23 protein-coding genes are annotated in these 26510 nt (G+C 42.2%); 14 read left to right on the forward strand and 9 right to left on the reverse strand.

Annotated elements, in window-relative coordinates; translation table 11 throughout:
* Window positions 1-199: 199 nt before the first annotated feature.
* Window positions 200-1714, reverse strand: a complete 1515-nt coding sequence (locus JFU01_RS06680; RefSeq protein WP_195856338.1) for an FAD-dependent oxidoreductase — start codon at window positions 1712-1714, stop codon at window positions 200-202.
* 211 nt (window positions 1715-1925) lie between these two features.
* Between JFU01_RS06680 and JFU01_RS06685 the strand changes: the two genes are divergently transcribed.
* From JFU01_RS06685 to nrdE, 8 genes are all read left to right on the forward strand, one after another.
* Window positions 1926-2642: a tyrosine-protein phosphatase gene (locus tag JFU01_RS06685; protein WP_195856339.1), complete on the forward strand. Its 717-nt coding sequence runs from the start codon at window positions 1926-1928 to the stop codon at window positions 2640-2642.
* Window positions 2643-2848: 206 nt separating this feature from the next.
* Complete coding sequence (locus JFU01_RS06690; protein WP_195856340.1) at window positions 2849-3721, forward strand: MurR/RpiR family transcriptional regulator; 873 nt, start codon at window positions 2849-2851, stop codon at window positions 3719-3721.
* Window positions 3718-4410 carry an N-acetylmannosamine-6-phosphate 2-epimerase gene (locus JFU01_RS06695; RefSeq protein WP_195856341.1) on the forward strand — a complete coding sequence of 231 codons (693 nt, stop codon included), beginning with the start codon at window positions 3718-3720 and terminating at the stop codon, window positions 4408-4410. The genes JFU01_RS06690 and JFU01_RS06695 overlap by 4 nt, the downstream gene beginning before the upstream one ends.
* Before the next feature lie 15 nt (window positions 4411-4425).
* Window positions 4426-6405 (forward strand): PTS transporter subunit IIABC, encoded by a 1980-nt coding sequence (locus JFU01_RS06700; RefSeq protein WP_195856342.1) that lies wholly within the window; start codon window positions 4426-4428, stop codon window positions 6403-6405.
* Between the two features lie 71 nt (window positions 6406-6476).
* On the forward strand, window positions 6477-7622 hold the full coding sequence (gene nagA / locus JFU01_RS06705; protein ID WP_440201598.1) for an N-acetylglucosamine-6-phosphate deacetylase: 1146 nt from the start codon (window positions 6477-6479) through the stop codon (window positions 7620-7622).
* A 513-nt stretch (window positions 7623-8135) separates the two neighbouring features.
* Window positions 8136-9149 carry a class 1b ribonucleoside-diphosphate reductase subunit beta gene (gene nrdF, locus JFU01_RS06710; RefSeq protein ID WP_195856344.1) on the forward strand — a complete coding sequence of 338 codons (1014 nt, stop codon included), beginning with the start codon at window positions 8136-8138 and terminating at the stop codon, window positions 9147-9149.
* A complete protein-coding gene (nrdI, locus tag JFU01_RS06715) occupies window positions 9149-9577 on the forward strand; it encodes a class Ib ribonucleoside-diphosphate reductase assembly flavoprotein NrdI (RefSeq protein ID WP_195856345.1) in 429 nt (142 codons plus the stop codon). Before nrdF ends, nrdI begins: the two co-directional genes overlap by 1 nt.
* Window positions 9578-9627: 50 nt before the next feature.
* On the forward strand, window positions 9628-11826 hold the full coding sequence (nrdE, locus tag JFU01_RS06720; RefSeq protein WP_195856346.1) for a class 1b ribonucleoside-diphosphate reductase subunit alpha: 2199 nt from the start codon (window positions 9628-9630) through the stop codon (window positions 11824-11826).
* A 130-nt stretch (window positions 11827-11956) separates the two neighbouring features.
* Here nrdE and gpmA read toward each other — a convergent pair whose 3' ends face one another.
* Entirely contained in the window at window positions 11957-12634 is a 678-nt protein-coding gene (gene gpmA, locus JFU01_RS06725; RefSeq protein WP_013669780.1) for a 2,3-diphosphoglycerate-dependent phosphoglycerate mutase, read from the reverse strand.
* 147 nt (window positions 12635-12781) lie between these two features.
* Window positions 12782-13450 carry a 2,3-bisphosphoglycerate-dependent phosphoglycerate mutase gene (locus tag JFU01_RS06730; protein WP_195856347.1) on the reverse strand — a complete coding sequence of 223 codons (669 nt, stop codon included), beginning with the start codon at window positions 13448-13450 and terminating at the stop codon, window positions 12782-12784.
* Between the two features lie 334 nt (window positions 13451-13784).
* Here JFU01_RS06730 and JFU01_RS06735 point away from each other — a divergent pair, with 334 nt between their 5' ends.
* Entirely contained in the window at window positions 13785-14357 is a 573-nt protein-coding gene (locus JFU01_RS06735) for an NADPH-dependent FMN reductase (RefSeq protein WP_195856348.1), read from the forward strand.
* 344 nt (window positions 14358-14701) lie between these two features.
* On the opposite strand, the gene JFU01_RS06740 is transcribed toward JFU01_RS06735, so the two are convergent.
* Window positions 14702-15259 (reverse strand): ECF transporter S component, encoded by a 558-nt coding sequence (locus JFU01_RS06740; protein WP_195856349.1) that lies wholly within the window; start codon window positions 15257-15259, stop codon window positions 14702-14704.
* A 163-nt stretch (window positions 15260-15422) separates the two neighbouring features.
* Here JFU01_RS06740 and spxB point away from each other — a divergent pair, with 163 nt between their 5' ends.
* A complete protein-coding gene (spxB, locus tag JFU01_RS06745; protein WP_195856350.1) occupies window positions 15423-17210 on the forward strand; it encodes a pyruvate oxidase in 1788 nt (595 codons plus the stop codon).
* A 140-nt stretch (window positions 17211-17350) separates the two neighbouring features.
* Here spxB and JFU01_RS06750 read toward each other — a convergent pair whose 3' ends face one another.
* The 3 genes from JFU01_RS06750 to JFU01_RS06760 form a co-directional block, all read right to left on the reverse strand.
* Window positions 17351-17929 (reverse strand): nucleotidyltransferase family protein, encoded by a 579-nt coding sequence (locus JFU01_RS06750; RefSeq protein ID WP_195856351.1) that lies wholly within the window; start codon window positions 17927-17929, stop codon window positions 17351-17353.
* Between the two features lie 21 nt (window positions 17930-17950).
* Window positions 17951-19186, reverse strand: a complete 1236-nt coding sequence (locus JFU01_RS06755; RefSeq protein ID WP_195856352.1) for a transporter — start codon at window positions 19184-19186, stop codon at window positions 17951-17953.
* 169 nt (window positions 19187-19355) lie between these two features.
* Window positions 19356-20228: a helix-turn-helix domain-containing protein gene (locus tag JFU01_RS06760; RefSeq protein WP_195856353.1), complete on the reverse strand. Its 873-nt coding sequence runs from the start codon at window positions 20226-20228 to the stop codon at window positions 19356-19358.
* Window positions 20229-20479: 251 nt separating this feature from the next.
* Between JFU01_RS06760 and gshAB the strand changes: the two genes are divergently transcribed.
* The 4 genes from gshAB (at window position 20480) to JFU01_RS06780 (ending at window position 24343) form a co-directional block, all read left to right on the forward strand.
* Window positions 20480-22774, forward strand: a complete 2295-nt coding sequence (gene gshAB, locus JFU01_RS06765; RefSeq protein WP_195856354.1) for a bifunctional glutamate--cysteine ligase GshA/glutathione synthetase GshB — start codon at window positions 20480-20482, stop codon at window positions 22772-22774.
* A 335-nt stretch (window positions 22775-23109) separates the two neighbouring features.
* Window positions 23110-23295: a hypothetical protein gene (locus JFU01_RS06770; protein WP_195856355.1), complete on the forward strand. Its 186-nt coding sequence runs from the start codon at window positions 23110-23112 to the stop codon at window positions 23293-23295.
* Between the two features lie 169 nt (window positions 23296-23464).
* Window positions 23465-24145, forward strand: a complete 681-nt coding sequence (locus JFU01_RS06775) for an NAD(P)H-dependent oxidoreductase (RefSeq protein WP_195856356.1) — start codon at window positions 23465-23467, stop codon at window positions 24143-24145.
* 9 nt (window positions 24146-24154) lie between these two features.
* Window positions 24155-24343 (forward strand): hypothetical protein, encoded by a 189-nt coding sequence (locus JFU01_RS06780; RefSeq protein WP_070560565.1) that lies wholly within the window; start codon window positions 24155-24157, stop codon window positions 24341-24343.
* 70 nt (window positions 24344-24413) lie between these two features.
* On the opposite strand, the gene JFU01_RS06785 is transcribed toward JFU01_RS06780, so the two are convergent.
* Together JFU01_RS06785 and pdxR are read right to left on the reverse strand one after the other, a co-directional pair.
* On the reverse strand, window positions 24414-24968 hold the full coding sequence (locus JFU01_RS06785; RefSeq protein WP_195856357.1) for a GNAT family N-acetyltransferase: 555 nt from the start codon (window positions 24966-24968) through the stop codon (window positions 24414-24416).
* A gap of 89 nt (window positions 24969-25057) precedes the next feature.
* Window positions 25058-26455, reverse strand: a complete 1398-nt coding sequence (gene pdxR, locus JFU01_RS06790; protein ID WP_195856358.1) for a MocR-like pyridoxine biosynthesis transcription factor PdxR — start codon at window positions 26453-26455, stop codon at window positions 25058-25060.
* Window positions 26456-26510 lie beyond the last annotated feature (55 nt).

A 26510-nucleotide genomic window follows, 5' to 3' on the forward strand; every position in this document is an offset into this window, starting at 1 on the left:
TTTGTGATTGTTTTCATTTATCTTATTTTAACATATGATTAGGCTGTAAATAAAAGAAGCGCTTACATTATAAACAATAAAAAAGACCTCCGTCTAGTCTAGGCGGAGGTCTTTTGAATAGAAAAGTCTATCGATTTTTTAAATGCTGAAAATCAAGAATTCAGCAAATGCTGTAAAAATATTGTCTTAGTAAAACAGCTTAGCCTTGTTGAGCGGCGTGTTTTCCAGCAAGTCTCCCAAAGGTTTGAGCACGACTGGCAGCTAGTCCTGGTAATCTTTCACTATAGGATCCGCAGAAGAATCCACCAGAGTCATTACCAGCTGCATAAAGGCCAGGGATTGGATCGTAATTTTTATCAATAACCTGCATATTGGTGTTAATCCTTAAACCATCCAAGGTGCAAAGATTTCTACCAGCTAAATAAACGCCATAGTATGGTCCTTGTTTTACAGGGTGAAGTCTCATTTTTTCCTTGCCAAAATCTTCATCGACGCCTTTTTCGCAACATTCATTATAACGTTCAACAGTTTGGATCAGCTTGTCTTTTGGCATTTGTAGTTTTTCAGCAAGTTCTTCTAAGCTATCTGCAACTTGAACAAATCCTTTATCGATATACTTTTCAGTGTTTTCGATTAAGGATTCTTTGCTCAGCATATATCCTGGGAATCCAATACGCGCACAGCCCACCATATGATTTTCTAAAGCGTCATCTCCATAATTAGCGTCAAAGATCATTGCATAGGCATAGTCCGGTTCGTAGGCTGCAGCATTCAAGATATACTCATAAGGAGAGGATTCGTTAGCAAATCTTTCCCCATTTTTGTTTACTTTTAAGAAGGGTTGACTGCCTAGCCAGAGCCAATCTCCGAATTCTTCTGACTCTTTATAGATCTCAGTTGCCTCTTCTCCAGGCTTATACATGCCCCTATCAAAGACCAGTTGAGCGGGTTCTTCATCCTTCCATCCACCAACTTTTATGGCTTCGACAATACCATCACCATTGGCCCTAGGGGAATCATTGGTAACATTTTTCTTAAGAGAGAGGGGATTCCATTTTTCCAAGAGTTCGGTATTAGCAGAATATCCTCCCGTACACAGGATGGTTCCTTTTTTAGCATTGATTTTGAGGTAAATCTCATTTTCAAGGTCGTAAGCGATGATTCCCGTAACTTTTCCGTCTTCTTTATTGATCGATTTCATAGCTAACTTGAAATGAATATCAACACCAAGGTCTTTTAATTTTTCGATGAAAAATGGAGTATAGGGAGATAGTTTTCCCTTGTTATTATCAAGCTCTGGATCATTTTGAGTTGGCCAAGCTTGGTAGCGTAAATTTCTATTAAAAGCATCGGGTTCCGACCGCCAGCTCAGTCCGTTGGGCTTTAAGACTTGTTCTTCTGTCCAGTCTACAGTTTCAGCAGAGTGATTGGCCCAGGTATAAATGAGTTTTTGATCCACTCGACCTTGAGCAAAAGCAGTCATGTAATTGACTAAATCGTGTTTGTCAATATAATTACCAGCTCTTTTTTGCGATTTGGAACCAACAGCCGCAACAGATAAGCGTAGCATATTCTCATTTTCTTCTTTTTCAATCAGAATTGTTTTGCTGCCAGATTCAACTGCTGCAGCTGCTGCTTGCATACCTGCATTACCAGCTCCTACAACCAACACGTCACAATCTAACTCTTTAGCGATTTTCAAGTTAGCATCCATGTTAAATCCTCCCGATCTATTCGTATTTTTCATTATATTGCTTACAAAACTTATGATAATATAAAGTAAAATAAGGAAAAGATTCATAATTCTGAAAATGTCTAATATTGAGACAAAAGCTGAATAATGTCTCATAGGGGCTGTGTAATACTTCAGCCGGCATTTTTGTGCTATTCTAAAGGCAGAGAAATGACCTAGTCGAGAGGAAAGGGTGGGTATTTTGCGTTATCCCTTCAATGAAATTTGTAATTTTCGTGATATTGGTGGCTGTTATAAGGAGTCGGGCCAATGGCTTCCCCGGGGAAAGTTTTTCCGGTCTTCTATGCTCTTTGGCCTTGATGAGGCTGACCTTAATTGGCTAAAAGACTTAAATGTTCAAGCCATTATTGATCTGCGGGCCCCTAAGGAAGCTGAAAAACAGCCTAATCCCTATCAAAATCTTCTCAAGGATTACCAAAATATTAACCTGAGCGGGAGCCAGGACGTCGGACGCTCAGCTCAATTGGCCAAAGAAAGTGATGATCCTTATTTTATGGCCATTCGCTATTTGGAATATTGTGATAATTACTCAGCTATTAAAGGGGTTTTTGACCACTTATTGAGCAATAAGGCCAAGGGTTGGGGGACGGTCATCCATTGCAGTGCTGGTAAGGACCGGACTGGAGTGATTACTTATTTGATTTATAAGGCGGCTGGACTCCCCCTAGTGGATATCGTTGCCGATTACCAAGTCTCCTATGCCTATATCAAACATGACCCTAGGATTATTAAGGAAGGCCACAGTCAAAATGTGAACCGATCTTATCCAGAAATTATGGAAAACTTTGACCGTGATTTTATGGCTAAATATACGTCCATTGAGAATTATTTCCGTCACTTAGGCTACCAAGGCCAGGAAATCGAAGCCATAAAAAATTTGCTGTATTGATTAAGAAAATTTAAGTTAATCTGACTCTTATTTAGTCCTTGTCGTTTGGCAAGGGCCTTTTTTGTGACTAATTTTACTTTCAAGTGGGCAGGAAGATTATGTAAATAGTTGAAAGAAGAACCACTTTTTAAATTGAATATTGAAAATGCATTCATAAAAGTCTATGATTATAGGTGAAAGCGATTACAGCTGGAAAGGAGGGCAAAATGAAAAAGTTTACTGATAGCATTATTCCTTTAATTGAAGCATCTTATGAATCCTTATCCCCTGGGGAGAAAATCATTGGCGATTATTTTATCCAGGCTGATCCAGGCGAGGAGGATTTAGCGGTTGACCAACTGGGTAAGAAACTTCATGTTTCGGATTCCACCTTTACCCGCTTTGCCAAAAAATTAGGTTTCAAGGGCTATCGGGAATTTTTGTTTGAGTACCAGCAAATACCTAGTCATCCGGGGATTGAGGCTTCCAACAAACACACCATGCGGGTGCTCTCGGACTACAATGCCATCATCAATAAAAGCTATAACTTACTTGACGAAAATGATATTCATGACCTAGTGAATGCCTTGATTAGTCAAGATCAGATCTATATCTATGGTATCGGCAGTTCTGGATTGGCCGCCCGCGAGTTTAGTCAACGATTGATGCGACTAGGTTTTCCTTGTCAGGCCATTACTGACTACGATTTAATCCGGGTCCATAATGTGGTAGTTAATGCTAAATCTTGTGTGCTAGGCTTTTCAGTTTCAGGTCATACAGAGGTCATTAACCAAGCCCTCCATGCAGCCAAGCAAAATCAGGCCTATACTGTTCTATTTACGGCCCATAGCAATGCCAATAAGAATCAGGACTTAGATAACCTGATTAAAATTGCCAGTGTAAAAAACCTTAATTTTGGTAATCGTATTTCTCCCCAATTGCCCCTGATAGTCATGTGTGATGTGATTTATGACTATTTAATGGAAGAAGACCGCTTCAAACGTCAAGCCAACTTCCAACAAAGTTTAAAATCATTAAATGTAAATCCTGATCGCAATAATTTATATATTAAAGAAAAAAAGGAGATTGATAACAAATGAATAAAGCAGAATTTATCGACCAAGTCTCTGGCGGCTTAATTGTTTCTTGCCAAGCCCTACCAGGCGAACCCCTCTATACCGAAGAAGGAGGCATTATGCCTTTAATGGCCAAGGCTGCTCAGGAGGCTGGAGCGGTTGGTTTACGGGCTAATTCAGTTAGAGATATTAAACAAATCCAGGAAGTTGTCGACCTCCCCATTATTGGAATTATCAAGAAAGATTACCCACCTGAAGAACCCTTCATCACCGCTACTATGGATGAAATTGATCAGCTGGTTGAGACGGGCTGTGAAGTGATCGCCCTGGACCTGACTGACCGCAAACGCCATGATGGGCTTACGGTCAATGAATTTATCCACCAAATTAAGGAGAAATACCCTGACCAATTATTTATGGCCGATATTTCAACCTTTGAAGAGGGGCTCAATGCTCACCAAGAGGGGATTGATTTTGTCGGAACCACTTTAGCCGGCTATACCGACTATAGTGAAAATATTGATGGACCCAATTATGACTTGATTAGCCAATTGGTTGAAGCCGGTTGTGATGTGATTGCTGAAGGTAAGATTCACTATCCCAGTGAAGCTAAGAAGATTCAAGACCTGGGCGCTAAAGGCATTGTTGTAGGCGGAGCGATTACCCGACCTAAGGAAATTGCCCAACGCTTTATCCAGGCTTTGGATGAATAATAAGGAGGAACAGTCATGTTTGAAAAATTTTCTAAGTTAGGTCAGGCCTTTATGCTGCCGATTGCTATCCTGCCGGTAGCAGGGCTCTTATTGGGCCTGGGGAGCGCCTTATCTAATGATGCCGCTCTGGCTCAATTTCCCTTTTTAGCTAATGATTTTATCCAAGCGGTCTTTACCGTGATGACCATGGCGGGGAATGCCGTCTTTGCTAACTTGCCGTTGATTTTCTCCATTGGGATTGCGGTGGGGCTGTCGGAAGCTGACCACGGGACGGCTGGTTTATCCGCTGGGGTGGCCTTTCTCGTCTATACAGCCACCATCAGTGCCTGGTTGCAACTCTTCTCCGAACCTGATGCGACGATTGATACCGGGGTGCTGGGCGCCTTGTTAATTGGTTTAACTGTGACCTACTTACATAACCGCTATCGTAAGATCGAACTCCCACAATTCTTAGGTTTCTTTGGGGGCAATCGTTTTATCCCTATTGTTTCAGCGATAGCAGCCATTTTCTTAGGATCGATCATTTATGTGATCTGGCCACCGATTCAAGAAGCCATGGTGGGCTTAGGTGAACAGATCGCAGCCATGGGAAGTATTGGTTCCTTCTTCTATGGCTTCTTCCTCCGTCTAACTGGTGCGGTGGGTCTCCACCATACCATTTACCCATTATTCTGGTATACCTCACTGGGTGGGGTAGAGACGGTAGCTGGTCAAACCATTGAAGGGGCTCAAAACATTTATTTTGCCCAATTAGCTGATCCTAACTTTACTGGTCTTTATACTTATGGAACCCGCTTCTTTGCAGGACGTTTCGCGACCATGATGTTTGGCTTACCAGCAGCAACTCTCGCTATGTATCATTCTATCCCTAAGGAAAATCGCCCAGCCAATGCAGGTTTTTATTTCTCGAGTGGTCTAACTTCTTTCTTAACCGGGATTACTGAACCGATTGAATTTTCTTTTCTCTTTGCGGCTCCCTGGTTATATGTGATCCACGCCTTCCTTGATGGGGTGTCCTTCTATATTGCCGATATCCTCCAAATCCGGATCGGTAATACTTTCTCAGGAGGACTGATTGACTTCCTGCTCTTTGGCCCCTTCCAAGGCAACAGCCAAACCAACTGGATCCGGGTGATTCCAATAGGGATTATCTGGGCGATTCTCTACTACATCGTCTTTAGATTCTGTATTAAGAAGTTCCATGTGACGATTCCTGGGATGGAAATGACGGATGACCAAGCAAAGAGTGGGAAAACTTCTTCCAGTCAAGCATCTGGCTCTCTCCATGACAAGGCCTTGACCATTATTGAAGGCTTAGGTGGTCCAGAAAATATTGACCATGTGACCGCATGTGCTACCCGCTTACGGGTATCGGTTAAAGAAAATGGCAAGGTCAATAAAGACACTCTCAAAAGTTTAGGGGCTACCGGGGTGCTTGATGTCAAGAACGGTATCCAAGCCATTTACGGGGGTAAGTCGAATATTTATAGCGCTGAAATCAATGAAATTTTAGCTGATTCCGATTTTTCCAAAGCAACTGAAGCCATGAGTCTCTTTACACCAGTGGCAGGCTCCCTTTATAATTTAAGTGAAGTGAATGACCCAGTCTTTAGCCAAGGAACGATGGGACAAGGATTAGCCATTCGCCCTGAAAGCGACCAAGTGATTTCTCCTGTCAATGGGGTTGTAACCAGTCTATTCGAAACGGGCCATGCTATTGGTTTAACCAGTGAAGAGGGCATGGAAGTGCTCATTCATATTGGTTTAGATACCGTAGAATTAAAGGGCCAAGGCTTTACCCCAACAGTTAAACAAGGCGACAAGGTAACTATTGGTGACCATCTGATCACTTTTGACCGCCAAGCCATTGAATCTGCTGGCTATGATGCCTCGGTAATTCTTGTGGTAACCAATACGAGTGACTATGACCAAATTGAAACGGTGGCTAGTGGGAAAGTTGCTCCTGGAGATGAGATTATCCGCTTGCATAAGTAGCTCACTTCTTGGGGATTGGTGTGAAGGATTAGGTTTCCATTTCAAAGGAAAAGCATATTGAAAGGGTGTTAGTGATGAAATATATCAAGGCAAAGGCCATCTTATTAGCTGACCACAAAGAAGAGGAGGCCTATCTAATCGTTAATGATGATGGGACTTTTGGTCAGGTGGTTAAGGCGGTTCCCGATCAGGCAGAAGTGATTGATTATAGTGATAATATCCTAGCTCCTGGTTTAGTGGATACCCATATCCATGGCTTCCACGGTTACGATGTTATGGACAAAGACCCAGAAGGCATTGAGGCGATTTCTAAGGGGCTCTTGTCTTGTGGGGTGACCTCTTGGCTACCAACCACCTTAACCGATACCAGTGAGAACTTAACCACAGCCTGTCAAGTAATCGCTCAAAGTAAAGACCAAGTCTCCGGTGCTAAAATTCGGGGAATATTCTTTGAAGGCCCCTTCTTCACCGAAGAACATAAGGGCGCTCAAAATGAGAACTATATGTCTGACCCTGATATCGAAAAAGTAAAGACCTGGTTAGAGGCTTCTCAGGGACTCCTCAATAAATTAGCCTTGGCGCCAGAGAGGGAAGGCGTTGTAGACTTCATCCCCCAAGCTGAGGCCTTAGGAGTTCATATTTCTCTCGGACACTCGAATGCGACTTACGATCAAGCCAAAGCTGCTGTTGAAGCTGGTGCTCATTTAATTAACCATACCTATAACGGCATGAGTGGGCTCCACCACCGTGAACCCGGTTTAGTAGGAGCAGCACTGACTTTAGATAACTTATATACCGAATTAATTTGTGACGGTTTCCACGTTAAACCTGGTGCCATTAATGTCGTCTTAAAGGCTCGGAAGAAAAGCGAAGTGGTGCTAATTACAGACTGTATGCGGGCAGGCGGCATGCCAGAAGGCCCCTCAATGTTGGGTGAACTTCCGGTTATCGTTAAAGACGGGGCCGCTCGTTTAGTTAACGGCGGTAACTTAGCCGGTTCTATCCTTACCCTAGCTAAGGCCGTGGAGAATTTGGTGGCCTGGAACTTGGTTTCCTTAGAAGAAGCCGTCCAAATGGCTTCCTATAACCCTGCCAAGTCAGTAGGGATTGAAGACCAATGTGGCCAAATCAAAGCAGGGCTAGATGCGGACTTCATCGTTCTCAATGACCAAGGGCAATTACAAGCCACTTATCTCAATGGGAAAAAAGTTTATTAATCATAGTGAATGAAAGAGTGTGTGACAAAAGTCAAAAGAGCCCTGAACCACTGGAGCGAACTATGGTAGATAGTTGCAAAACTATCGCACATAGTTCGTGAAGTGGACGTCAGGGCTGACTTTTGGAGCACGTTTTGAATAGATAGTTCGTTTTTTAAAAAGGGCCTGGGACTTTTGTCCCAGGCTCTTTTTTTACATAATGTTTAAAAGATAAAGAAGCAATTGCTCGACTTTTGATCGCTTTTAGCTAAGGTTCTATACAAAAATTGTATTGGAAATCGCCTTTTTCATGAAAATAATTTACCCCCTTGACAAAATGATCTCCCGTGAAAATTCTTATCAAAATAGGCTTGGCTTCTAGTGAAATTTTTCGCTTATGCTCTTGTATTTTTACATACAAAATATAATGTGGGTGTTGACTTGTTAGCCACTATATATTGTGCTAATTTATTCTATGCCAGATCGCATGCATGTAGTCCTGGAAAATTTTAATTGAAAAGTGGGATAGAAATCATGACAAAAAATTATTATGATCGGTCCGTGTCGCCGGTAGAATATGCCTATTTTGATCAAAGCCAAAATATGAGAGCCATCAATTGGAACAAAATAGTCGATGAAAAAGACTTAGAAGTTTGGAATCGGGTTACCCAAAACTTCTGGTTGCCTGAAAATATACCCGTTTCTAATGACCTCCCGTCATGGAATGAGCTCGATGATGATTGGCAACAATTAATTACCCGAACCTTCACCGGACTCACCCTGTTAGACACAGTTCAAGCCTCGGTCGGCGATGTGGCTCAGATTAAGAATTCCCTCACTGAACAAGAACAAGTGATTTATGCCAATTTTGCCTTCATGGTTGGTGTTCACGCCCGTTCTTATGGAACGATTTTCTCTACCTTATGTACCAGTGAGCAAATTGAAGAAGCCCACGAATGGGTGGTAGATAATGAAGCGCTCCAAGCCCGGCCCAAAGCTCTGATTCCTTTCTACACTGCTGATGATCCCTTAAAATCGAAAATAGCTGCTGCCTTAATGCCAGGATTCCTACTTTATGGGGGCTTCTATTTGCCATTTTATCTGTCAGCTCGGGGCAAATTGCCGAACACCTCAGATATTATCCGCCTCATTTTACGGGATAAAGTGATTCATAATTTCTATAGTGGTTATAAATATCAATTAAAAGTCGCTAAATTAAGCCCGGAAAAACAAGCCGAAATGAAGCAATTTGTTTTCGACCTTTTGGATAAGATGATTGGCTTAGAAAAAACTTATTTACGCCAACTTTATGACGGCTTTGGCTTAGCTGATGAAGCCATTCGCTTCTCTTTATACAATGCTGGTAAATTCCTACAAAACTTAGGCTATGAGTCACCATTTACCAAGGAAGAAACGCGGATTGCTCCAGAGGTCTTTGCGCAATTATCTGCACGTGCCGACGAAAATCATGACTTCTTCTCAGGAAGCGGGTCATCTTATATTATTGGAACAAGTGAAGAAACACTAGATGAGGACTGGGATTTCTAATGAAAGAATTAATTGTATATTTCTCAACACAATCAAATAACACCCACCGTTTCGTTCAAAAGTTGGACGCTGAATCCATCCGTATTCCTATTGATGAGGAAGAACGCATTAAGGTGGACGAAGATTATGTTTTAATCGTACCTACATATTCAGGCGGGAAAGTTACAGATGCCGGGCAGGTCGATGCCCATGGCGCTGTGCCTAAGCAGGTTATTCACTTCCTCAATGACCCTGATAATCGCAAGCATTGTCTTGGGGTGATTTCATCTGGCAATACCAACTTTGGTGATTCCTTTGCCATTTCCGGGCCGGTGATCTCTTATAAATTAAAGGTTCCGCTCTTATATCAATTTGAACTGATCGGTACTAAAGAGGATGTTGAAGAAGTTAACCACATCATTAGCGAAACCTTTACCGCTGACCAATAAGCAAGTGCAAGCCAAGCCCTAGTGGCAATTATTGAAAGGAGTATGTCTTAATGACATTCAAGCAAGAGGAAAACTACCTGTCACTGAATGCTTTAACCCGTTTTAAAGGCCAAGCAGGCCACTATAATTTTCAAGCCGATAAAGAAGCCGTAGCTGTCTATATGAGAGACTATATCCAAGCCAAGACCAAGACTTTTGCTAACTTGGATAGTAAGTTGGACTATCTTTTTGAGAATAATTACTATGAAAAGGAAGTCTTTGACCAATATTCTAAAGACTTTATCCATGAAATCTACCAATGGGCGGATGACCAAAATTTTGCCTTTCCTAATTTAATTGGGGCCATGAAATTCTATTCCGCCTATGCCCTAAAGACCGACGATAAGGCTTATTATTTAGAAACTTATGAAGACCGAGTGATTGCCAATGCGCTCTTCCTAGCCAATGGCGACCAAGACTTAGCCAAGGATTTGGCAGCTGATATCTTGTCTAATCGCTTTCAACCGGCGACGCCTACCTTTCTCAATGCGGCTAAGAAAAGACGGGGTGAATATATTTCCTGTTATCTCTTAAGGGTAGAGGACAATATGGAATCCATCGCCAGAAGTATTGCCACCAGTCTGCAATTGTCCAAAAGAGGAGGGGGCGTGGCGCTCTGCTTGACTAACTTAAGAGAGACCACTGCTCCTATTAAGGGAATGGCCAACCAGGCCTCTGGGGTGGTGCCCGTGATGAAACTCTTGGAAGATTCATTTTCCTATGCTAATCAACTCGGTCAACGGCAAGGAGCAGGGGCGGTTTACCTCCATGCCCACCATCCTGATATCCTTAAATTTTTGGACACCAAACGAGAAAATGCTGATGAAAAGATTCGGATTAAATCCCTGTCTTTAGGTGTTGTGATTCCAGATATCACCTTCCAACTCGCTAAGGAAAATAAGGACATGGCCCTCTTTTCACCTTACGACATTCAAAAAGTCTACGGCAAGGCCATGTCAGATATTTCCATTACCGAAAAATATGACGAATTATTGGCTAATCCAGCCATTCATAAGGACTTTATTTCAGCGAGAAAACTTTTCCAAGTCATTGCGGAACTGCACTTTGAATCAGGTTACCCTTATTTAATGTTTGAAGATACGGTTAACCGCCGCAATCCTCATAAGAAAAAAGGACGGATCGTGATGTCCAACTTATGTTCGGAAATTACCCAAGTATCTACTCCTTCCAGCTATAAGGAAGATCTTTCCTTCCGTACTATCGGGGAAGACATTTGTTGTAACCTGGGTTCGCTCAATATCGCCAAGGCCATGGATCAAGCACCCGACTTCGGTCACTTAGTCAGCCATGCCATTCAGGCCTTGGACCGTATTTCGAGAAAGTCTGACCTCGAGTCTGCTCCATCCATTAAGAAGGGTAACCAAGCCAACCATGCTGTTGGTTTAGGGGCTATGAACTTACACGGTTTCTTAGCCACCAACCATATTTACTATGATTCAGAAGAAGCAGTAGACTTTACCGACATGTTCTTCTATGCACTAGCCTACCATGCCTTCAAATCCTCACACGCTTTAGTGAAACAACATGGACCTTTTGCAGGCTTTGCTGAATCGGAATATGCAGATGGTTCTTACTTCAAGAAATATACTGAATCAAGGATCCAACCCAAGACCGAAAGAGTCCGCCAATTACTCAAAGATTACGGCTTGCAGTTGCCAAGCCAAGAAGACTGGCAAGCCCTCGCTAAGGCTATTCAAGAAGACGGTATCGCTAATGCCCACCTGCTAGCAGTCGCTCCCACAGGGTCAATTTCCTACCTGTCCTCCTGCACACCGAGCTTGCAACCAGTGGTTTCACCGGTAGAAACCCGCAAAGAAGGTAAATTAGGTCGGGTTTATGTTCCCGCTTATCAGATTGATAATGACAACTATGCTTATTATCAACGGGGAGCCTATGAAGTTGGACCTCAAGCCATCATCGATATTGTGGCAGCCGCCCAAAAGCATGTGGACCAAGCTATCTCCTTAACCCTCTTCATGTCCTCGGAAGCAACCACCCGTGATTTAAACCGGGCCTATATCTATGCCTATCGCAAGGGTTGTTCCACCATTTACTATGTCCGTGTCCGTCAAGATGTTTTAGCCGGCAGTGAACATTTAGAAAGTGATGAAGTGGTCTCTCCAGATTCTTCATCTTCAGACCGTCTATCGTGCAATAACGACTCCGAGTGTGAATCCTGTATGATCTAGGCGAACCCCCTAGTGAATGAACAATTAAAAGCATGCAAAAAAGCAGCTCCTATCCCGATAAAGGAAGGAGCTGCTTTTTTAGTATAAAGCGATTTCAGTGGTTGGGACTTTTTATGCCCTTTGCCACATTCTATTTATGTAAGACAGTTTTATTCACAACATTGAGGTTTTCGTCGATATCATAAACGATTGGTTCACCAGTTGCAATTTCAACGCCCATGATGTCATCGTCAGAAATGTTTTCAATGTGTTTGGTTAGGGAACGTAAACTGTTACCGTGAGCCACAACTAAAACATTTTTGCCGTCTTTTAATTCTGGAGCAATGTGGTCTTCCCAGTAAGGAAGGGTACGGTCAAGGGTATCCTTTAGACATTCACCAGCAAGCATGTGGCGGGTGTCTAAGTGGTCATAACGATGGTCAAAGGCTTGTTCACCGCTAGCTTGTGGAGGACGTACATCGTAGGAACGACGCCAGATATGAACTTGTTCATCACCATATTTTTCAGCGGTTTCAGCTTTATTTAAACCTTGTAAACCACCATAGTGACGTTCATTTAAACGCCAATTTTTTTCTACTGGTAAGTAGAGGCGGTCCATTTCTTCTAAAACAATGTTACAGGTTTGGATAGCACGGGTTAGTACGGAAGTATGTACAGAATCAAATTCAATACCCGTTTCTTTTAAATCTTGACCCGCTTTAGCCGCTTCTTTACGACCGTTTTCACTTAATTTTGGATCTAACCAACCGGTAAAGACATTGGCTAAGTTTAATTCACTTTCACCGTGACGAATGAATACTAATTTCATTTTTTTCCTCCTAAATAATTCTTGCAAAACACCATGGCCTAGACCATAATATCTCACTTTATTCTTATTTTACTTGAGAAAAGCGCAGAGGGCAATAGCTTTTAAAAGAAAGTGATTATATTCACCAAGTTAAAAGCTAGCCTGTGATTATGATAGGATCTCCTTTTTTTGAATGTGGAAGTCGTGGTCAAAATGGTAGACAATAGGAAGAGCATTGGCGATCTCAATTTGGCTGGCTTCTTTGGGATCCAGGTCTTCAATGACTAGGGTCAAAGCCCGTAAGAGGTTACCGTGGGAGACAATAAGGACATTTTTCCCCTGTTTAAGTTGGGGGATGACTTGGTCTTCTAGGTAAGGCAGTAGGCGGGTTTGGGTATCCTTTAAACTTTCACTTTGCGGTAGGCTAGAGCTATCTAAAAAGGGGTAGCGCTCGCTGAGTTGGCTATCAGTAGCCAGGGGAGGGCGAATATCGTAGGAACGTCGCCAGGCGTGGACTTGGTCTTTACCAAATTTTTCCCGGGCCAAGTCTTTATTCATCCCTTCTAAAGCTCCATAATGGCGGCCATTTAAGCGCCAAGATTTTTGTAAGGGCAGGTAGAGTTGATCCATGGCTTCCAAAACGAGGTTGCTGGTTTGGATAGCCCGGCTTAGCAGAGAAGTATGGATGGTGTCGATTTGAAACCCAGCTTCTTTCAATCGCAGTCCTGCAGCATAGGCCTGGGCCTTTCCTTTTTGGGTGAGTTTGGCATCGTACCAACCAGTAAATAAGTTATTTAAATTGGAGCTACTTTGTCCATGACGCAGTAATATAAGCATAAGCTTACTCCTTCCATTGATTTTTCCTCTCTATTTTAAATAAAAGCTTCTTTAAAGTAAATTCTCACTCCAATCATTTTATGGGAGAAATCTTTTTACTAAGTTAAGGATAAAACCAATAATAAATACCAAAAATTGTACCTTGTTATTGGGCTGGTGAAGCGCTTTATCCTGCCAAAGCCAGTCTTTAACAAGCATTCGAGGGGCTTGCAATGATTGGTTAAAAAGAAGATAAAAAAGATAGGCATCTTACTTGCTTTTATAATTTAATGTTAATAAAGTTAATATAGTTTAATATTAATAAATATTATTTTAAAGGAGAAAGGGAATTATTATGGCAAAAAAAGTTGTAGTTTTAGTAGGTAGTTTACGTGAGGGATCCTATGCACGTAAGATTGCTAAAAATGCGATCGACATGTTTAGTGACGACTATGACGCTGAAATTGTCGAAATTCGTGACTTGCCTCTATATGATGCTGACTATGATGATGCTGAAATGACTAATAAACCTTTACCAGAAAGCTATGTAAGCTTCCGTCAAGCTATCACAGATGCAGCTGGGGTATTATTTGTAACTTCTGAAAATAACCGCACCATTCCTGCCTGCTTAAAGAATGCTGTTGATGTGGCTTCCAAACCTAAGGGCGCAGTGGCTTGGACCAATACACCGGCTGCAATTATTTCTCATTCAGTAGGGGCTATGGGTGGTTACAGTGCTAACAAGAACTTACGTCTGGCTTTATCTTACTTTGTTATGCCGACTATCCAACAACCTGAAGTCTTCTTGGGGCATTCGGCTGACCTCCTAGATGAAAACGGCAAGTTTAAACAAGAATCAACCATCAACTTTGTTCAATCATACATTGACCAATTCGAAGACTTGATGGCTAAAAATCCTAAAGCCTAGTATAGATTTTGATTTTAAATAAATAGAGTGGATGAGCATTCGTTTTGCTTTTAAAATTTAGTCGTCTAAGAGCCATGGCACCGGCTCGAGCCCGAGGTCTCTCGCCTAGCGAGCTTCAAACGGCTAGTATGGCTAGCGCCTACTATCCGTATTTCACACCGCTTGCTGGTTCATGGCTGACGACTAATTTCAAAGCGTCACTACTGCTCATGGCTAATTGATCAAACAAATTATGTATATTTGCTATTCATCAATATAAAAAGTAGTGAACTTAGCATTTATATATAATAAAAGGGACTGTGAAAAAATTCACAGTCCCTTTTATTATGGGTAATTAATCTGTTTTAAGCGGCTAAAGCGGGGTAACGGTCAATGACCTTCTTCATTGGATAGTAGAGCAGGGTAACCAGAACCGCGGTAACTGCTGCTGTGAATAAGCTAGCTGGCATGCCAGTTGCAGCGATGGCCATGGCTGCTGCTAGGGAATTTCCTAGTAGGACCTGGCGGAAGGTATATTTGATGAAAATCACAATCACCTTAGTGACACCAGCCACGATCCCGATGGTGGCCAAGCGTCCAATACTTAATTGTGAATGGAAGACCTTGCGGAAGAGTAGGGATACCACGGCAATTACTACCAGGTTTTCTAGGACCGTAAAAATAGCGACTGAGGCATAGCCATTGAGAACATCATAGAGAAATAGGCCGGCTACAGCGGCTAAAGTCCCCCGTTTCTCTCCCATTAAGAGTACGCCGAGAACCACTAGGGCGTTACCTGGGTGGACAAAACTTTTAGAAATGGCGGATGGCATGGGAATGTGAATAAATGTAATTGCTAAAATAATGAGAGCTGCATACATCCCCATGGCTACCCATTCAAAGAGAGTATTATTTTTATGCATAAGTTATCGCTCCTTTTAAATCAATTTGCTTTAAATTATAACCCATATTTTAATCCTTAAAAGGAAAAATTGAGCATATTATTCATAATTTTGCCTTGCTTTTGATAAAGTGATAGTGAAAAAGTAAATTATTCAAATGGAAAGAAAGGAAAGGGACAATAGAATGGCGACTATCGATGCATGGGTAGCAGGACTACGCGTATTGGAAGACTGGGGTATTAAGAATGTTTACGGCCTGCCAGCTGGTTCGCTCAACTCTTTAATGGATGCTTTTGAAAAGGAACAGGGCGAGATTAACTTTATCCAGGTCCGTCACGAAGAAACTGGGGCCTTGGCTGCTTCCATGAGTGCTAAATTCACAGGGAAGATTGCTGCTTGTATCGGGTCAGCGGGACCAGGAGCAACCCACCTCTACAATGGTCTCTATGATGCTAAGGAGGATAATGTGCCGGTCTTAGCAATTATTGGCCAACGTCCAGAAGTGCAGTCTAACTATGACATGTTCCAAGAGTTCAACCAAAACCCTTACTTTGCTGATGTCGCTGTCTATAACCGTCGGGTGGCCTATGCTGAACAACTGCCTAAGGTCTTAGATGAAGCGATCCGTACTGCCATTGCTAGAAAAGGCGTGGCTGCAGTTGAAGTTCCAGTAAGCTTTGGTTGGGAACCACTGGAAGAGGATTCTTGGTATTCTTCTGCTAAGAGTTACCGCGACTATCCTTTAATGACACCCGGTGAAAAGGATATCGATGAAGCGGTTAAAGTCTTAGAGGCCAGTGAACGGCCAATTATCTATGCTGGTATTGGGACCCAAGGCAGTGGCCAAGAAGTGATCGAACTTTCTAAGAAAATCAAAGCCCCAGTAGTAGTGACCGGGATTAACTTTGATAACTTCGACTATGAATTTGATGCCCTCTTAGGTTCTGCCTACCGGGTGGCTTGGAAGCCTGCCAATGAAGCCCTAGAAGAAGCGGATACCATTCTTTTTGCTGGGTCTAACTTTCCTTTTGCTGAAGTTGAAGGAACCTTTGACCATGTCAAACATTTCATCCAAATCGATATCGACCAACAAAAACTGGGTAAGCGCCATGATGCTGATGTTAGCATCTTAGGGGATGCGGGAGAAGCTATCCGCCAAATCACAGAAAAAATTGAAGAGAAAACCGATAGTGGCTGGTACAAGGCCAATATCGCCAATGCGAAGAACTGGAAAGACTATCTCCAAAGTCTAGAGCAAAGAGAGAGCGGCGATTTGCAACTCTTCCAAGTCTACCACGCTATTAACCAAGTGGCTGATGAAGATGCCGTTTATTCGATTGATGTGGGCAATACTACCCAAACCTCTATCCGCCACCTACATATGACGCCGAAGAATACTTGGCGGACCTCAAATATCTTCGCTACCATGGGGAATGGCCTACCGGGAGCCATCGCCGCAAAACTGGAAATGCCAGACCGTCAAGTATGGAACTTAGCCGGCGACGGGGGCTTCTCCATGGCCATGCAAGATATCGTTACCGCAGTCAAATACAAGCTCCCTATGATTAACGTGGTCTTCACCAATGAACGTTTTGGCTTTATCCGTGACGAACAAGAAGATACTAACGATAATTTCTATGGAATTGATATCGCGGATGTCGACTTCGCGATGATTGGTAAGGCTCAAGGCGCCGTTGCTTACACCGTGACTGAGATTAGCCAATTGAAGGATGTCTTTACCCAAGCTATCGCCGATGAAAAAGACGGTAAAGTAGTTGTGATTGACTGTAAGATTAGTCTTGACCGCCCAATCCCAGTGGAACACTTGGAACTGGACCCTAAACTCCATTCCAAAGAAGCCATCACTAAGTTTAAAGAACGTTATTATGCAGAAGAGCTCAAACCTTTAACCGATTACTTGGAAGCTGAAGGGGTAGACATCCGCCAATACCAATGGAAGGAGACCCTGTAAGGTGATAAGGTTAGCTTAAAAATTTGCTAAATAACTATGTTTTAAAATAATTGACTTTGTGTTTTCGTATACATAATAAAACAGCGTGTGATTGAATTTTCCTGTCCACTGGACTAGGGACTTCAGTCGCTCGCTGTTTTTTATGGTTCTTCAATCTGCTGTATACTTTCAAAAGAAAGTTGTGGCCAAGTTTTTTGCCAATTTTTCTTCTTAATGCGTTCTTGATAAACTTTTAGCCGGTCGCTATCCTCTAAAAAGTGAGGGGTAGGAGCCACTTTAAAGTGGATAATATCTTCATAGCCATAAGGGGCAAAGCATTCAACCTGACCGTTTTCATCTAAGCGAGCCGCAATAGCCGTACACTTTTCCGGGAACTTGCTGACAGCGTCTTTCGATGAAGTATATCTTTGACTATGGGGACTGTGTTTATGCATATAATATTGATTTCTGACCTCCCAATTGTAGTGGGGATATCTTTCTTTGATGGTCTTTTCAATATTAAGGGTTTCTTGGTAGGAAATATTTTTATCATAGAAGATCACATCGATATCTGAGAAATAGATACTTTTGTTGAGGTCTCCATGGCTAAGATAATTCCAAAGATAATTGCGTAAGCATCCCGCACAGAGCCAAGAATCGGGAAGTTTGAATGAACGAATAATTTTAAGTAGGTGGATGAGTTCTGGGCTTGATTCAATGATGGCTTCGATATCAATCATTTTAGAGGCTTCCTTTCTTCGTTACTGATCATTATTTTCACTTATAGATAATAATGTAATCAGTCCGGCAGTACTAGTAAATAATAGCCAGGTCATAGACATGTTCCAAGCAGAAATAAGACTGTAAATTCCTGTTCCAAGGGGAATGGATAGGGTAAAAAGTAAGGAAAGAAAGTTACTGGTTCGGGCTAAAAGATGGCTGGGAACTCGGGATAGGAGTAAAGCATTAATTTTGGGGTTAATCTTTCCCGAGAGATAGGCGGCAAATCCTAGAAAAGATAATCCCACGATAACTGGCAAATGTAAAAAGTTCGCCAGCCCCATCAAAATAAAGATGGTGGCAGTTACTTTTAATAGCTGACCAATAGACAGTTGAGAAAAATAATCGTAGGGCCTGAGACTTGCTAAGAGAATACCACTGACTGTTATAGCTTCAACGACTAAGAGGGCTTGGCTATATGACAAGTTAAATAGATTTTCTTTCAGAAGAAAAATATTATAGATTGCTGTGGTAGACCCCCCTAGAGCGTTTAGCAAGAGGACAGCGATTAATAAGTGAATAAAATTTGAATGAGTAGACTGGTCAAATAATCGTTTGATTTGGGTGAAGATAGGGATAATTTCTTTTACTAAGCCTTTCGGTCGATGACTGCCCCTGCTTACTCTGTTATAGTCTAATTTTTTGACTATGGGAAATAACAGTCCAACAGATATTAAAAAGGATAGGGCATTGATGAGTGCGACTTGGCTGAAATTATTATTTGAAAAAGTAAGTAGCCAGACCCCAATAGCTTGACCAGTCAGACTACAAATAAAAGTAATCAACTGAGTAAAGGAATAAGCCTCTATTAGGTCCTTTTGAGCAACATGTTTTTGAATCATGGGCATTTTTAAGCCATTGCTGTAATCACTCAATATATCACTGATTATATTAATTAGAGAGACAGTGGAAAAAATGAATAGGGTCGCCTGGTTAATAATAAGGGCTACCAGGGTAAATAATATTGCCTGAATAAATCCGCATAAAATTAAATATTTATCTTTATTAATGGTATTATCAGCCTTAATACCAACAAAGACTGTGAAAAGACTTGGGAGCACCATGATAATATTGGCCATCCCAACGATTAAATTCGAATGAAAACAATTAGCCGCATAGACAATAAAAACAATATTATAAAGGGCTGATCCCATAGTATTAAAGAAACGTGATAGGGTTAAATAGCGGTAAATTCTATTCTTAAACAGTAAATTCATTATTCATACATCCTCTCTTTTCAAGTATTGTATGATTTACTTCATTTAAGAAAATGAATTTTGAATATATTCCAATAGCTATCTGCTTAAAAAAGCCCCTTTAATAGAGTAGAGGTAAGCTTTTAAAGTGAAATAAGTGTCAAAAATAAATTGGCAAGATTGAATATATTCAACCTTTCCGATTCGTTTGTTCTTTAATCATGGCTTTTTGATAGTAATTAGCAGCATTATCACAATGAAGCGCCTTCAATATATTAACGGCTGCTTTCATTTGATCGATACCCTCTGAGGCCCCATTTAATTTATAAGCATATAGCCCCTTGGCCCAGAGGTAGATAATCCGGTAGTAAGTTTCGTTTTCTTTAAAGAAATGGTCCTGTATTTGTTTGTCAAAGTAGTCAGCGTTGACATAATCTTTCTTATCAATACAGAGAAGGAAGCCGTTCATTAAAAGCGTTTGGATTAAGTGTCTATTGCTCTTTAATGACCCGAGAAAATCAGATTTATGTAACATTTCGCGAGTATAGTGAGTAAATAATCGGGAAGAAATAAGGGTTGAGCTGATGGCTAATAGAGTTAATTCATAGTTTCCCCAAATTTCTGTGCTGAAGAGATAGTCATGTAAGAAGGTATTCTCTTCTTCAGTTAATTGGGTACTTTCGTCCAATCCCTTCATATGGGCTTTAATAATGATTGAATTAATTTTATGGTTTGCTTTAGAAGGGTGCTTTTCCCATTTTTCTATTTCTGAGTGGTATAAGTCTTTAAGCGCTTGGTAGTCGGTGCTCAATTCAGATTCAAGGATTTTTTCTTGCAGTCTGACCAGTGAGCTTTCAGAGAATCCCCTGGCGAGATAGAGGTACTCATTGACTTCAATATGGGTGTTTTCCAAAGCGGTAAAGAGCTTCAGTGCTGAGATTTCATTCTTCCCATTTTCGAACTTAGAGAGCATAGAAGGGGAAAAGTCATTACTGCTGGCATCGGCTAAGGAAATATGCCTAGCTTCACGGAGCCTTTTAAAAATTTGTCCAAGTTGTTTCATAGCTATAAACCTCTCAATAGTTTAATTATAATGACAATATTTTGTTAATGAGTAGTATATCCTATTTTTATATATTAAAGTTTATTATTTCTATCAGTTTGGACCGTCCTTAGGGTTCAAGCTTGATATCAAATTAGTAAGGAAAACTTAATAACAAAAAGTAAGCTAAACACTTTTTCCCATTATCTAATCGTGGTAAAGTTAAGGAAATAGTCTAAGTACCTCAAGTACTATTAGGGAGAAAACAAGTTATGAATCAATTACAAGCTTATATCAAAAATGAAAACACTGCTGCCTTATTTGAAAATACCTCCATTGGTATTGAAAAAGAAGGCCATCGAGTTACTCCAGAAGGACATATTGCTCAAACGCCCCACCCTCAAAGAGTGGATGGGTCGAGTGAAAACCAGTATATTCAGCGTGACTTTGCGGAGTCACAAACCGAACTCGTCTCACCCCCTGTGATTGGTCGGGAAGAGGGCGTGCTCGAGTGGATGCACGCGATCTATGATGTTACCATCAGGCATCTAGACAAGGAAGAAGCCATCTGGCCTTACAGCATGCCGCCTCAATTACCTAGTGATGATCATATCAAGGTAGCTCAACTGGACGACCCTGCTGCAGTGGATTATCGGGAGTACTTAGTCGGAGCCTATGGTAAGAAATTGCAAATGATTTCTGGCCTCCACTATAACTTTGGCCTGGATCCTGATTTTATCAAGGGCTTCTACCAGTCTGACTATAGCCAATTTGAAAATTTACAGGAAGCTCGAAATGGTCTCTACTTAAAATTAGCCCGTAACTTTTTACGCTATCAATGGGTGATTGTTTACTTCTTAGGAGCTAGTCCTTATGCCCACGAGTCTTTCTTTGAACCGGGAGTGGAGCCTGTGGGGCATCCCGTGCGGAGTATCCGTAATTCTGAGCATGGCTACATTAACCATGAAGATGTCCATGTTTCCTACCATGATTTGGAAACCTATATCACTACTCTGGAAAATAATGTCAAAACCGGTCATCTCTACGCTGAGAAGGAATTCTATTCTAATGTGCGTTTGCGGGGCGGGGCTAAGGTTAGAGACCTCCTCCATACCGGGATTAAGTACTTGGAAGTTCGTAATACTGATATCCAAGGCGACGCCCCTTATGGCATTCAATTAAAAGAGCTGGTCTTTATTAAATATTTCTTACTCTACTTGCTCTGGATCGATGAAATGGCAGATGACCCTGAAATTGAACTGGGCGTTAAGATCAAAACCCAAGTGGCCAATGAAGATCCTTTCAGCCGAACCGCCTACTATGAAGAAGGCCAACGGATCGTCGAGGGGATGCGGCAAATGTTGGCTGACTTAGGGATTAGCCAAGAGAAATTGGCATTGATTGAAGAAATCCTTCATCGCCTGGAGGCTCCAGAAGAAACTCCGGCGGCCCAAATTGTCAAGGCTTATCCAACTGTGGAAGACTGGTTAGCGGCTGGCTTAGCGATTGCTGAAAAGAACCGTAAAAATGCTCTGAAGGCTCCTTATCAACTAGGTGGCTTTACCGATATGGAGCTCTCAACCCAGATTTTTATAGCTGATGCGATTCGTTCAGGGATCCAAGTGGAAATTTTAGACCGGTCGGACAATTTACTACGTCTTTCTGTAGGCGACCACACTGAATATGTTAAGAATGGCAATATCACCAGCAAGGATAGCTATATTTCCCACTATCTCTTAGCCAATAAAGAAGTCACCAAGCAGATTATCCAAGAAGCTGGCTTCCAAGTGCCCAAGTCACGGACCTATCACAGTTTAAGCGAAATCGAAGCGGCAGCTGGTCTCTATCTTGACCGCCCCTTAGTGGTTAAACCCAAATCGACTAATATGGGCATTGGGATTTCCATCTTTAAAAAGGGACCTAGCCGTGAGGAACTCTTAGAGGCCGGTCGGATCGCCTTTGAAGCTGACGATAGTGTGCTCTTAGAAGACTATGTGCCAGGGGTAGAATATCGCTTCTTTGTCCTCGATGGCAAAACCATTGCTGTCTTGCTCCGGGTGCCCGCTAATGTGGTCGGTAATGGGAAAGCCACAATCGCTCAATTAGTCGCTGAGAAGAATAAAGATCCTAAGCGAGGCTTAGACCACCGCACCCCACTGGAAAAAATTCAATTGGGAGATATCGAAGCCTTAAATCTTAAACAACAAGGCTTGACCTTTGACAGTGTCTTAGGAGAAGGGCAAAAGGCCTACTTAAGAGAAAACTCCAATATTTCCACCGGAGGCGACTCGATCGATGTCACAGATCAAGTCCATCCGTCCTATCTTGACATTGCCAGTCAAATGGCTCAAGCCTTAGGTGTTAACATTACGGGGATTGATTTAATGATCCAAGACATAAAAAAACCTGCCCAAGTCAGTGAAACAGGGGCTAATTATGGCTTTATTGAGGCCAACTTTAACCCTATGATGATGATGCATGTCTATCCTGCCCAAGGCCAAGGGGTCCGGGTGACGGAAGCCTTGCTTCACTATCTCTTCCCGGAAAAAGAATTTTTAAATAAATAGAGTGCGACAAAATTAAAGTAACGAAAAAAGGCTCAGTTTATAAACTGAGCCTTTTTACGTGATCAATTGTATCTATAAGCTAGTCACAAAACAGGGACTTTATGCTTTGTAGCCATGCTTTCATAAGTAATGGATTATGAAAGCAATGAAAAAATTATTAGGAGTCTAGTTTACTGATTTTTGGTCTGCTTGTCAACGGTTTTATCGATCACTGCCCCATGTAGATTGCGATATGCCCCCTGTTAATTGCCTGCCAATAAGTACTAAATGAGATTAAGGCACTCCTTTAGTTGTGGTTCCCTTATTGATTCTCTTTATCCTCCTACAAAAATGGTTTGTACAAGGGATTTCTGGCTCAGGGACGAAAGGATGATCAAGATGAAGAAATTTGTAAAGATTGTACTGACCCTGTTTACTGCTTTGCTGTTTTTGGGAGGGTGGTCCCAGCAGAAGAAGCCTTAGCTGAAGCCCAAGAAACCGCTCAAAAAGCCCTCGACCAAGTCAATGCTAGGGAAGATTAATAAACAATTATTATAGAAAACAAGCCAAGTTAGGACAAAACTGACTTGGTTTTTTAACGATTAAATTTAACATGATTCATAAAACGGCTTTTTCTGAGTTTGCTAGCCTGCTAAGCTGTGAGTGATTTGTTAGAATAGAAAGCGAATCAGGAAAAAGGAGATGGATAGCGTGACAGTAAGTATCTTTTGTGGGCATCCTGACTTGGAAAATTCTAGTAGCCATCAATTTCTAAGGGCAGCTTGTCCTGAAGAAATTAATTTTATCCCTGTTCCGACAAGCTATGATGAGGATTTTATTCAAGAATCCCAAGAAATCTTGTTGAAGAGTGACCGGATTTATTTACAGTTTCCCCTTTATTGGTACCAAGCGCCTGGACATTTGGTGCAATGGTTACAGGACCTGTTAAGTGATGATTTTCTGGACCAGAATGATAGGCATCTCGCTGGTAAGTCACTAGGCTTGATAGTGACGCTGGGGAGTCCCTTGTCTTATTACCAGGCTGGTGGGAAGAACAATGTCAGCTTATCGACCCTCTTTAGCCCCTATCAAACCCTGTGTCAGACCTTAAAGTGGGAATTTTTACCTGCCTTTATTGTCAGCCAATACCACTATCTCAGTGAAGCTGACCAAAAGAAATACTACGTTGCCTTTCAATACTATCTCTTGAATCCCAAGCGGGGCGGCTTTATTCAAAGGAGCCGTTGGTTAATCGATCATTTAAGAGCTCGGCAGGGAGACTTTTCTTCTGAACTTAGCAGCAAAATTGACTTATTGATCGATGCCTGGGAAGGGCGACTGGATGAATTAGAAATGCTGGAAGCCACCTTGCCAAAAACGACACGACACTAGGAGGTTATTATGATTGAAAATGATCCGTTAGGCCCCTGGGCCAAAGAAGTTCTCGAGAAGGCGGAAAAGGAAAGTCAGGATTACGGTCAACGTGCCTATCTCGCAGCCTGCCAAGCGGCCATTGAGGCCCTGGACTTGCGTTACCAGCAAGCAAGCGGGCAATTGGATGGTCTATCTTGGGACAAGGAAAATTGGTAAAAACTTGTGTGCTTAAAAAATAAGATAAAGAACAAGCTAAAAAGCAGCGATTGGTTCGCTGCTTTTTGTCTTACCGATAATAGTCTTTCCTTAAGAGGCCGTAGTAAGCGGCATCGCAGAGGCCTTGGTTGTTACGGTCGGCTTGGCGGAGGGTGCCTTCATAATCTAAGCCGCAATGCTCCATGACCTTGCCAGAGGCAGGATTCTTAGGGTCGTGCATGGATTCAATCCGGTTGACTCCGACTTCATCAAAGAAGAAAGGAATAATACGTTCAAAGGCTTCGGTGGTTATTCCCAAGCCCCACCATTTTTTGCCGATAGCATAGCCAATATGGACGGCAGCTATTTTTTCTTTAACGTCAACGGCGGAAATGCTACCGATCACTTCATTGCTTGCCTTTAAAACAATGGCCCATTGGTAGAAGTCCGGGCGACTATAGTTAGCCACCCATTGGGAAATCACATCTTTGGTGACAGCAGGAGACTGGTGATGGGGCCAGGTTAAGTACTTGGTGACTTTAGGGTCACTGGTCCAGTGCTTGTAGGCTTGGTTGACATCAGCCATTTCAAAGGGACGTAAGATGAGACGTTGACTTTCCAGTCTTTGGCTACCTAAATGATGCATAATAATTAACCTCCCCAAAAAGTTAATTAATTATATATCATTCCCCTTAAAAAAACTAGTCAGCCCAGCATTGGCTCGCTTGAAAGAGACTAGGAAAATAGCTCGGCCTTGACGAGTGCGAGCGCTTTTTGCAGTTTACTGAGGTCAACGGCGGCATCATTCAAGAGAAAGAGCTGACGACTTTCCACGACTTGGCTCATATCATAGTCGGAGACGCTCTTAATCCCGATACCCTGCCTAAGCAATCGGTCTTTTACTTCTCCATCGGACAAGGAAGTCTGTAATTTTAAGACCAGGTGAAGACCAGTCTCGCCTTCGATAATTTGGCATTGATCAGTGGAAAAGTGGTCTTTAATCAACTGGGTGACTTTTTCTCTTTTCTTACTGTAGTGGCGGCGCATGCGATTAATGTGCTTTTCGAAATAGCCTTCTTGGATAAATTGGGCTAGACTGTACTGCTCAAAGGTTGACACGGTGCAGGAGTAAAAGGAGAGGTCTCGATAGAATTGGTTGGCCAGTTGGGCTGGGAGAACCATATAGGAAATACGAATGGTCGGAGCCAGGGACTTGGAAAAGGTGTTGAGATAAATCACTTTGGCACTGGCATCAATGCTTTGAAGGGTAGGGAGGGGCTTACCATGGAAGCGAAATTCACTATCATAATCATCCTCAATAAGGTAACGGTCATTGGCTTCATTGGCCCAGGCCAGCAATTGGTAGCGGCGACTGACCGACATGGTGGTCCCAGTAGGAAAGTGATGGGTCGGATTAAGATGGGCGATTTGGGCCTGCTGCTTCTCGAGTGCTTCAATCCGTAATCCCTGGTCATCGATCCCGGCTAAGCGACAGTCAACGCCTTGTTTGGTGTAAATTTGCCGTAGTTTGGGGTAGCCCGGATTTTCAATGCAGTAGATCTTATCCCGTCCCAAGAGTTGAATCAGTAAGCCGTAGAGGTATTCCGTCCCTGCTCCGACAATAATCTGCTTGGGGTCGACAGCCATCCCACGAAAAGAAGCCAAGTGACTAGCAATCGCCTCTCTTAAGGCAGCCACGCCACCACCCAGGGGCGGTTTGAGCAGGTCAGCTTGGTAGTTAGCGATGGTATCATGCATCATCCGGTTCATAATCGAAAAGGGAAAAGTATCTGATTGGCTTTGCTTTTCGGAAAAGTTGAAAGTAAAGTCTTCTTCTTCGGGCAGGCGGATATGGTGGTCGACTTTTTCACGCTCTTTTAGACTGGGAAGGCCTTGCCAATCATTGACATAATAGCCGCGTTTTTCCTGGCTATAGACCAGGCCTTCGATAATCAACTGGTCATAAGCATTTTCAACCGTAATGGTACTAACGCCTAAATTTCTCGCTAAGCTGCGCTTAGAAGGTAATTTTTCTTCATTAACTAGTTTACCGGCAATGATATCGCTTTTAATGGCTTGGTATAGTTGTTGATAAAGGGGATTTGGGCCTTTTTTTAGATGGTAGGTTAACATCTTATTTTACTCCTTACTGGCTTCTTTTTTATTGTGATTTTGACTATTTGTCTAA

The sequence above is a fragment of the Aerococcus sp. Group 2 genome (assembly GCF_905125285.1).
GTDB classification, from domain to species: Bacteria; Bacillota; Bacilli; order Lactobacillales; family Aerococcaceae; genus Aerococcus; species Aerococcus urinae_E.